Below are 8992 nucleotides of genomic sequence, written 5' to 3'. Positions count from 1 at the left end.
GCGACGTAGACCGGCGGCGCGGCAAGGGCCGAGCCGACCACGGCGCCGATGCCCAGGCCGACGATGCCGGCCACGGCCGCGCCGTTGTAGTAGCCGCGGCCGTGGTAGTGCCGCGGCGCGACGTAGCCCCAGCCCGGCCCGCCCCAGCCATGCCCGCGGCGCCAGCCATCGGCCTCGGCCGTCGGCGCGGCCATCATGCCCGCCATCACCATCCCGGCCGCCAGCAGGCCCGTAGCCGCGATCTTCCTCATGGCCCGCATCCCTTCGTGACGCGATTCGATGGTGGCATGGAACGCCGGGATTGCGCCGAGATGATGGCGCCCCCGCCTTCGCGCCTTGCCTTCCCCCGGCATCTGGCGTTCCTGTCGCACAAATGAAAGTTCGTTTCGCGCCCTCCCCGACCGGGCTGCTGCATGTCGGCAATGCCCGCATCGCGCTCGCCAACTGGTGCCTCGCCCGCCGCGCGGGCGGGCGCTTCCTGCTGCGCCTCGACGACACCGACACCGAGCGGTCGAAGCCGGAATACGCCGAAGGGATCGAGGAGGATCTGCGCTGGCTTGGCCTCGACTGGGACGAGTTCCTGAAGCAGACGGACCGGCTGGACCGCTACGCCGCCGCGGCCGAGCGGCTGAAGGCCTCCGGCCGGCTCTACCCCTGCCTCGAGACGGAGGAGGAGCTGGCCTACAAGCGCGAGCAGCGGGTGAAGCAGGGCAAGCCGCCGCTCTACGACCGCGCGGCGCTCAAGATGACCAAGGAGCAGCTCGACCGCGCCATCGCCAACGGCAAGTCGCCGCATTGGCGCTTCCTGCTCTCGGGCGGCTCGGTCGCCTGGCGCGACGGGGTGCTCGGGGACCGCAGCGTGAAGCTCACCAGCCTGTCGGACCCGGTGCTGATCCGCGCCGATGGCAGCTTCCTCTACACCTTCACCTCCGTCGTGGACGACCTCGAGACCGGGATCACCGACGTGATCCGCGGCGAGGACCACGTGACCAACACCGGCATCCAGCTGGACATCCTCGGTGCGCTGGGCGGCAGGCCGGGCGCGATCCGCTTCGCGCACCTTCCGCTGCTGACGGATGCCGATGGCGGGCCGCTGTCGAAGCGCACCGGCAGCGTCGGGCTGCGCCAGCTGCGCCGCGACGGGGTGGAGCCGGCGGCGCTGGCCGGCTACCTCGCCGCGCTCGGGTCCAGCGCCGATCCGGTGCCGGGGATGCCGGCGGAGCTCGCCGGGTCCTACGACCTGGCGAAGATCTCGAAATCCACCGCGCGCTTCGACACCAAGCAGTTGCTCGCGCTGAACCGCAAATACCTGCACGGCGTGTCCTTCGAGGCCGTGAAGGACCGGCTGCCCGACGGGGCGGGGGAGGATTTCTGGCTGGCGGTGCGCGGGAACCTCGATCTCTTTCGCGAAGTCCGCGATTGGTGGGATGTCGTTGCCGGTGATATCGTGCCCGCGGGCGATCCCGCCGACGCCGAACTGCTGCGCGTCGCCGCGGAGACCCTGCCCGAGGAGCCCTGGGATGAGGCCAGCTGGCCGGCCTGGACTGCCGTCGTCGCGGAACGCACCGGCCGCAAGGGCAAGGCGCTGTACCTGCCGCTGCGCCGGGCGCTGACCGGCGAGGATCACGGGCCCGATCTCAAGGCCTTCCTTCCATTGATCGGCCGTGCGCGGGCGCTGCGGCGCCTGCAGCAGGCCGCGAGTGCGACCTGATGGACCTTCATCTCCACAACAGCGCGACGCGCCGCAAGGAGCGCTTCGAGCCGCTCGATCCGCAGCATGTCCGCATGTATGTCTGCGGCCCGACGGTCTATGACCTCGCGCATCTCGGCAATGCGCGTCCGAACGTGGTGTTCGACGTGCTGGCGCGGCTGTTGCGCCGGCTCTATCCGCAGGTCACCTACGCGCGGAACATCACCGACGTCGAGGACAAGATTATCGACCGCGCGCGGGAGAGCGGCGAGCCGATCGAGAGCGTGACCGCACGCACCACCGCCGAGTTCCACCGCGACATGGCCGCGCTCGGCGTGCTGCCGCCCGATGTCGAGCCGCGCGCGACCGGCACCATCCCGGAGATGGTTGCGCTGATCGGGAAGCTGATCGCCAACGGCCACGCCTATGAGGCGCAGGGGCATGTCCTGTTCGCCGTCGCCTCATTCGATCGCTACGGCGCGCTGTCGGGCCGCTCGCGCGACGAGATGATCGCGGGCGCGCGGGTCGAGGTCGCGCCCTACAAGCGCGATCCGGGCGACTTCGTGCTGTGGAAGCCGTCCACGCCCGACCAGCCGGGCTGGGACAGCCCCTGGGGCCGCGGCCGGCCGGGCTGGCACATCGAATGCTCCGCCATGTCCTGGAAGCATCTCGGGCCGGATTTCGACATCCATGGCGGCGGCGCGGACTTGCTCTTCCCGCACCACGAGAACGAGGTGGCGCAGAGCCTCTGTGCGCTGCCCGGCAGCCACTTCGCGCGCTACTGGATGCACAACGGCATGCTGCTCGTGGACCGCGAGAAGATGTCGAAGTCGCTCGGCAATTTCCGCACCGTGCAGGACATCCTGCGGCTCGGCCCCTGGGCGGGCGAGGCGTTTCGGCTGCTGGTGCTGAAGACGCATTATCGCGCCGCGCTGGACTACACCGAGGCGGCGCTGGGAGAGGCGCGGAAGGAGCTCGACCGCTTCTACCGCGCGCTGTCGAAGATGGCGGATGTCGAGCCCTCGGGCGGCGACGCGCCGCATCCGGCGGAGCAGCCGGCCGTGGAGGCGGCGCTGGCCGACGACCTCAACACGCCGCTCGCGCTCGCCTCGCTGCATCACCTGGTCTCGGCGGCGAATACGGCGCTGGAAGCCGGCGACGCCGCCGCGCTCCCGCATCTGAAGGCCCGCATCCTGGCAGCCGGCGAGGTGCTCGGGATCCTGCGCCAGGCGCCGGACGCGTGGTTCCGCGCCGGCGTGCAACTGGACGAGGCGGCGATCGGCGCGGCGATCGCGGCGCGGCTCGCTGCCCGTAAGGCGAAGGACTGGGCGGAGGCCGACCGGATCCGGAAGGAACTCGCCGACCAGGGAATCCTGCTCGAGGACGGGCCGCAGGGCACGACGTGGCGGCGGGCGTGATGCGAACCCTACCCGCCCGCGCCACCGCTCCCTCTCCCGCGAAGCGGGGGAGGGTCGGGGTGGGGGTAAGCCGCGCGCTGTTCGGCTATGACTTCTTCGATCCTGTGCAGCACACCTTCCAGGTTACTCAGCACCTCGTTGTTCCAGAACCGCAGCACGCGCCAGCCGGCCGCAGTCAGCAATGCATCGCGCGCCGCATCGGCGCCGTCCGCGTGCTGCCCGCCATCCAACTCGACGATCAGCCGCACGCCCGGCGCCGCAAGATCCGCGGCGTAGCGCAGCACCGGATGCTGACGTCGGAAAGGTACGCCGAGCGCGTCGTTGCGCAGCGCTTGCCAGAGCCGGTGCTCCGCAAGCGTGGAGTCACGGCGCAGGCGGCGGGCCGTTTGTCGAAAGGGAGCAACCACGTGATGGTTGTACCCCCACCCCAACCCTCCCCCGCAAGCGGGAGAGGGAGCCGGGGCACCCCTCTGCGCGGGCGCCCTTGCCTTCCCATCGTGGGAGACTGCCAAGTCATGGCGGCACCCATGCAAGGAGTCGCCACATGACCCGAATTCTCGCCGTCCTCGTCGCCCTCACCCTCGCCGCGCCCGCCCTCGCCCAGTCCCCACACCAGGGTCACGGCGCGCCGCGCGCGGCGCAGAACGAGCCGGCCTCGACGCGCGAGTTCCGCGCCGCCAACGACCGCATGCACCGCGACATGAACATCCGCTTCAGCGGCAATGCTGACCGCGACTTCGCGGCCGCGATGATCCCGCACCACCAGGGCGCGATCGAGATGGCGCGCATCCAGCTCCGCCATGGCACCGACCCCGAGATGCGGCGCCTGGCGGAGGAGATCATCCGCGCGCAGGAGGGCGAGATCGCGCAGCTCCGCGCCTTTCTTGCGCGCACAGCGCCGGCCAGATGACCGGCGGACGCGGAGAGGGAGGCGCGCCGCTCACGCCGCCGCCGGGCGAAAGCCCGATCGTCGTGCTGGTGCGGCCGCAGATGGCGGCCAATATCGGCACGGCGGCGCGCGCCATGGCGAATGGCGGGCTCTTCCATCTCCGCGTCGTGGCACCCCGCGACGGCTGGCCGCAGCCCAACGCCTATGCCGCCGCATCCGGCGCCGATGCGATCCTCGACGCCGCGCAGGTCTTTCCGGACATCCGCAGCGCGGTGGCCGATTGCCACCGCGTCTTCGGCACCTGCCCGCGCCCGCGCCACGTGATCGTGCCCGTGCGCGACGCGCGCGCGGCGGCCGAGGATTTCCGCGAGATCAACGGTCGCGGCCTGCGGCTTGCCGTGCTGTTCGGGCCGGAACGCGCCGGGCTCGAGGCGGACGACCTCGCGCAATGCGACACGCTGGTGCGCTATCCGCTGAACCCGCAGCACAACTCGCTGAACCTCGCTCAGGCCGTGATGATCCTGGCTTATGAGTGGTGGATGCAGGCCGAGCCCACGCCGCCGCGCCAGCTGCAGACCAACGAGACGCGCATCGCCACCAAGGGCGAATTGGACCTGTTCCTCGACCGGCTGGTGGCCGAGCTCGACGCCGCGGGCTTCCTGCACAACGCGCCGAAGCGGCCCGGCATGGTGCGCAACCTGCGTCACTGGTTCGAACGCGGCGAGGTGACGGAGCAGGAGTTGCGCACGCTGCACGGCGTGGTGACGGAGCTCGCCCGCGGCCGCATGGTGCGCGGCCGCTTCGCCGGCGAGGTCCCGCCCGTCCCTTGGGAGAACCCATGAGCATCCCGCCGCTGCCCGACTTGCGCTTCGTCGAGCTCGACGCCGCCGCGCTCGGCCTTCAGGGCCGTCGCATGTCCTACATGGAAGCGGGCGAGGGGCCGATCCTCTTCGGGCTGCACGGCATCGGCGCGAACAGCATCGGCTGGCGTTTCGTGCTCGACGGCCTCGCGCAGCAGGCGCGAATCATCGCCTGGAACGCGCCGGGCTACCTGCTGTCCGACGGCTTCGTCGCGGAGGCGCCGACGCCCGAGATGTATGCCGACGCCGCCGTCGCGCTTCTGGATGCGCTCGGCATCCAGGGCGCGGTGGATGTCGCGGGCTCCTCCTTCGGCAGCATGCTCGCCGCCTGCCTGGCCGCGCGGCATCCGGGGCGCGTGCGCAGCCTGACGCTGTTCGGCGCCTCGCGCGGCCAGCGCTGGAAGGGCGCGGCCGGGCGCGCGGAGATGATGGCGATGCGCGAGGCCTCGATCGCCGACGGGCCGGTCGCGCTGGCGCGCACGCGCAGCGCGCGGCTGGTCGCGCCCGGCACCGATTCGGCGGTGCTCGAGCTCGTGCGCGGCATGGTCGCGGCGACCGAGCCGCGCGGCTACATGCAGGCGGCGCGCTGCACCGATGCGGTGGACGTGGTCGAGGACTACGCGCCGCGCATCGCCTGTCCCACGCTCTGCGTCACCGGCACGGCGGATGCGGTGAACCCGCCCGAGGTCGGCCGCGCCATCGCCGAGGCGATCCCCGGCGCGCGCTTCCTGGCACCCGACGGCGTCGGGCACCTGCCCGAGCTTGAAGCCCCGCGCCTCACCCTCGATCTGTTGCGCCAGCAAATGACCGGAGTCGCCGCATGAAGCGTCGTGCGTTCGTCGTCGCCGCCCTCGCGGTTCCCGCCGTGGCGCGGGCGCAGGCCGACTTCGCCACGCGCCAGGTGCGCATCGTCGTGCCCTTCCCCGCCGGCGGCGGGCTGGATGCGCTGGCGCGCGGGCTGGCAGAGCGGCTGCAGCCGGTCTGGCGCCAGCCCGTCGTGGTGGACAACCGCCCGGGCGGCGCGACGGTGCCGGGCAGCGACATCGTCGCCAAGGCGGCGCCGGACGGGCACACGCTGCTGATCACGGCGGACAATTCCATCACCTCGAACCCGCACCTGATCCGGGCGATGCCCTTCGACCCGATGCGCGACCTCGCGCCGATCAGCCATCTGGTGGACGTGCACCAGATGGTGGTGGTGAACGCGCGCCTCGGCGTCGGCTCCATGGCGGAGCTGGTCGCGGCGACGCGGGCGCGGCCGGGCGCGCTCAACTTCGCCTCCTACGGCAACGCCTCGCAGCCGCATCTTGCCTTCGGCGCGCTGGCGGCGCGGGAGCGGCTGGAGCTGGTCCACGTCCCCTATCGCGGCCTGCCGCCGGCGGTGCTCGCGACGGTGCAGGGCGAGACGCAGATGACGCTGACCGGCATCCCCACGGGCATCGAGCACATCCGCGCCGGCACGCTGCGCGCGCTGGCGATCGGGCGGGAGACGCGCGCGCCGCAGCTGCCGGAGGTGCCCACGCTGGCCGAGGCAGGCTTCGCCGAGATCGACCCGCGCACCTGGTTCGGCGCCTTCGCCCCCGCCGGCACGCCGCCCGGGCTGCTGGCGCGGCTGCAGGCCGACATCGCCGCCGCCATCGCCGACCCGGCGGTGCGGACGCGCTTCGTGGATGCCGCCGGCTTCACCCTGCACGCCCGCACGCCCGAGGCGACGACCGCCTTCCTGCGCGAGGATCTGGCCTACAAGGGCCGCCTGATCGCGGCTGCGGGCATCCAGGCGGAGTGACGGGTCAGACGAGCTTCCGGGTCAGCTTCCGCGCCAGGACATAGCCGAGCCCGCCGGCGACCGGCGCCGCCGGCAGCACCAGCAGCCAGCCGAGATGCTGCCCGCCGATCACCAGCCCCATCCCGATGCCGAGCATCATGCCGCCCACCAGGCTGCCCACCACCCCGGCCGTCAGGCCGAGCACCAGGATGTCTTCGCGCGTCACCATGGCGGCGGAGTAGGGGGCGGGGCCGCGGTTTGACAAGCCGGACGGGTGCCGCCTATACGCCGCCCTCCTTCCGGGAACGCGGACGGCAGGCGATCTGCCGCGCCCGCCCTTGGCCGACAGGCTTCGGGACTACCGGGACAACCCAGGGCGCCGCCGGCCAAGGCAGGCGCCCGCCATGAAGAAGGACCGGCGCCGAGAGGCCCGGCAGAGGCAGCCGCATGACGAAGCGCGCCGAATCCAAGTACAAGATCAACCGCCGCCTCGGCGTGAACCTCTGGGGCCGCGCCAAGTCCCCGGTCGCCAAGCGCGAATACGGCCCCGGCCAGCACGGCCAGCGCCGCAAGCAGAAGCCGACCGACTTCGGCGTCCAGCTGATGGCCAAGCAGAAGCTCAAGGGCTACTACGGCAACATCGGCGAGAAGCAGTTCCGTAAGTACTACGAGGAGGCCGTGCGTCGTAAGGGCGACACCTCCGAGAACCTGATCGAGCTGCTCGAGCGTCGCCTGGACACCGTCATCTACCGCATGAAGTTCGCCGTCACGCCCTTCGCGGCGCGGCAGTTCGTGAACCACGGCCATGTCACGGTGAACGGCAAGCGCCTCAACATCCCGTCCTACATCGTCAAGGACACGGACGTGATCGAGGTGAAGGAGAAGTCGAAGCAGATGACCGCGCTGCTCGACGCCGTTCAGTCCGGCGAACGCGACGTGCCGGAGTACATCGAGGTCGACCACCGCGCGATGCGCGGCCGCGTCCTGCGCGCCCCGAAGCTCTCCGACGTGCCCTACCCGGTGCAGATGGAGCCGAACCTGGTGGTCGAATTCTACTCGCGCTGATCCGCGCGATCGCAGCCTGGCGGAGCGCCGGTCCCGGAAGGGGCCGGCGCTTCGTCGTTTCGGGGCGTTGTCCGTCGGGTGGCGAGCGCGCCGCCGGAAGCCCGCCGCCCACGCCGGCGTTCCCCCGCCATGGCCGAGGCGGACGACAAGGCGGCGGAAGACTGGCGGAGCGAGCACGAGCGGGCGGAGGAGGAGCCGCTGCTGGTCGCCCGGGCCCGGGCGCGTGAGCGCGGCCGCGGGCGTGAGGCGACGGCTCCCGGCGACATCCCGGCACGCGGCTGGCGCGACATCTTCTGGCGCGTGCTGCGCAACGTGTCGGAGGACCGGGTGCTCTACACGGCCGGCTCCGTCGCCTTCTTCGCCCTGCTCTCCATCTTCCCGGCCCTGGCGACGGTGGTGTCGGTCTACGGCTTCTTCGCCGATGCAGGGTCGATCCGAACCCATCTCGCGCTGCTCGAGGGGCTGGTGCCGGACGGCGTGCTGCTGCTGATCGGCGACGAGCTGGCGCGCGTCGCCACGCAGCGCAGCGACACGCTCGGGATCGCCTTCGTGGTCGGCCTCGGCATCGCCTTCTGGAGCGCGAATGGCGGCGTCGCGGCGCTCTTCGATGCGCTGAACGTCGTCTACAAGGAACGCGAGAAGCGGAGCCTGCTGCGCTTCTACGGCACGACGTTCCTGTTCACGCTCGGCGGCGTGGCGTTCGTGCTGCTGGCGCTCGGGCTCGTCGTCGTGCTGCCGGTGGCGCTCGGCCTGTTCGGCGCGGCGACCCAGGCGGAGCGGCTGGTCGGCTTCGCGCGCTGGCCGGTGATGCTGCTGGCGGTGATGCTGGGGCTGGCCCTCGTCTACCGCTTCGGGCCGAGCCGGCGCGTCGCGAGGTGGCGCTGGGTGACCTGGGGCAGCGCGACGGCTGCGCTGCTCTGGGTCGGGGTGTCCATGCTGTTCTCCTGGTACGTCGCGAGCTTCGACAGTTACAACCGCGTCTACGGCTCGCTTGGCGCGGGCATCGGTTTCGTCACCTGGATCTGGATCTCCGCAGTGGTCGTCCTGCTGGGGGGCGAGTTGAACGCCGAGATGGAACACCAGACGGCGCATGACACCACCAAGGGCCGACCCAAGCCGCTCGGCCGGCGCGGTGCCGTGGTGGCCGACACGGTGGGCGAGGCGCAGGATTAGCGGGCTCCGCGGCGCCGCGGCCGCGCGGCGCGGTCAGGCAGTCTGCGGGTAGCGCGCGAAGGGCCCGTGCAGGCGCGAGGGCAGCAGCGGCAGCAGATGCGCGGCGGCCAGCAGCGCGGCGCGCTTCGGCCC

General features: G+C 71.8%; 10 protein-coding genes and 1 pseudogene. 8 read left to right on the top strand and 3 right to left on the bottom strand.

What is annotated here, in order from left to right; genetic code table 11:
* A pseudogene (locus L2I40_RS13195) lies at positions 1 to 251 on the bottom strand (hypothetical protein); the annotation flags it as partial.
* A gap of 122 nt (positions 252 to 373) precedes the next feature.
* Here L2I40_RS13195 and gltX point away from each other — a divergent pair.
* Together gltX and cysS are read left to right on the top strand one after the other, a co-directional pair.
* Positions 374 to 1711: a glutamate--tRNA ligase gene (gene gltX, locus L2I40_RS13190; protein ID WP_237215421.1), complete on the top strand. Its 1338-nt coding sequence runs from the start codon at positions 374 to 376 to the stop codon at positions 1709 to 1711.
* Positions 1708 to 3108 carry a cysteine--tRNA ligase gene (cysS, locus tag L2I40_RS13185; RefSeq protein ID WP_237215422.1) on the top strand — a complete coding sequence of 467 codons (1401 nt, stop codon included), beginning with the start codon at positions 1708 to 1710 and terminating at the stop codon, positions 3106 to 3108. The genes gltX and cysS overlap by 4 nt, the downstream gene beginning before the upstream one ends.
* 8 nt (positions 3109 to 3116) lie before the next feature.
* Here cysS and L2I40_RS13180 read toward each other — a convergent pair whose 3' ends face one another.
* Positions 3117 to 3515, bottom strand: a complete 399-nt coding sequence (locus L2I40_RS13180) for an endonuclease domain-containing protein (RefSeq protein ID WP_237215420.1) — start codon at positions 3513 to 3515, stop codon at positions 3117 to 3119.
* Between the two features lie 137 nt (positions 3516 to 3652).
* On the opposite strand from L2I40_RS13180, the gene copM reads away from it, so the two are divergent.
* The 4 genes from copM to L2I40_RS13160 are packed head-to-tail and all read left to right on the top strand — an operon-like array spanning position 3653 to position 6643.
* The gene (gene copM / locus L2I40_RS13175; protein ID WP_237215419.1) at positions 3653 to 4018 is read left to right on the top strand and encodes a CopM family metallochaperone; all 366 of its coding nucleotides are present in this window, start codon (positions 3653 to 3655) and stop codon (positions 4016 to 4018) included.
* Entirely contained in the window at positions 4015 to 4839 is an 825-nt protein-coding gene (locus L2I40_RS13170; protein ID WP_237215418.1) for an RNA methyltransferase, read from the top strand. The genes copM and L2I40_RS13170 overlap by 4 nt, the downstream gene beginning before the upstream one ends.
* A complete protein-coding gene (locus tag L2I40_RS13165; RefSeq protein WP_237215417.1) occupies positions 4836 to 5681 on the top strand; it encodes an alpha/beta fold hydrolase in 846 nt (281 codons plus the stop codon). Before L2I40_RS13170 ends, L2I40_RS13165 begins: the two co-directional genes overlap by 4 nt.
* On the top strand, positions 5678 to 6643 hold the full coding sequence (locus tag L2I40_RS13160; protein ID WP_237215416.1) for a Bug family tripartite tricarboxylate transporter substrate binding protein: 966 nt from the start codon (positions 5678 to 5680) through the stop codon (positions 6641 to 6643). Before L2I40_RS13165 ends, L2I40_RS13160 begins: the two co-directional genes overlap by 4 nt.
* 4 nt (positions 6644 to 6647) lie before the next feature.
* On the opposite strand, the gene L2I40_RS13155 is transcribed toward L2I40_RS13160, so the two are convergent.
* Positions 6648 to 6851, bottom strand: a complete 204-nt coding sequence (locus L2I40_RS13155; RefSeq protein ID WP_237215415.1) for a hypothetical protein — start codon at positions 6849 to 6851, stop codon at positions 6648 to 6650.
* Positions 6852 to 7069: 218 nt separating this feature from the next.
* Here L2I40_RS13155 and rpsD point away from each other — a divergent pair, with 218 nt between their 5' ends.
* Together rpsD and L2I40_RS13145 are read left to right on the top strand one after the other, a co-directional pair.
* Positions 7070 to 7687: a 30S ribosomal protein S4 gene (gene rpsD / locus L2I40_RS13150; RefSeq protein ID WP_237215414.1), complete on the top strand. Its 618-nt coding sequence runs from the start codon at positions 7070 to 7072 to the stop codon at positions 7685 to 7687.
* A 129-nt stretch (positions 7688 to 7816) separates the two neighbouring features.
* A complete protein-coding gene (locus L2I40_RS13145) occupies positions 7817 to 8860 on the top strand; it encodes a YihY/virulence factor BrkB family protein (RefSeq protein ID WP_237215413.1) in 1044 nt (347 codons plus the stop codon).
* The last annotated feature ends 132 nt before the right edge of the window (positions 8861 to 8992 follow it).

The organism is Falsiroseomonas oryziterrae, from assembly GCF_021864505.1.
In the GTDB taxonomy this organism is placed as follows: Bacteria; Pseudomonadota; Alphaproteobacteria; order Acetobacterales; family Acetobacteraceae; genus Falsiroseomonas; species Falsiroseomonas oryziterrae.
Note: the sequence above shows the minus strand (reverse complement) of the source record. Positions and strands in the feature narration are given on the sequence as shown.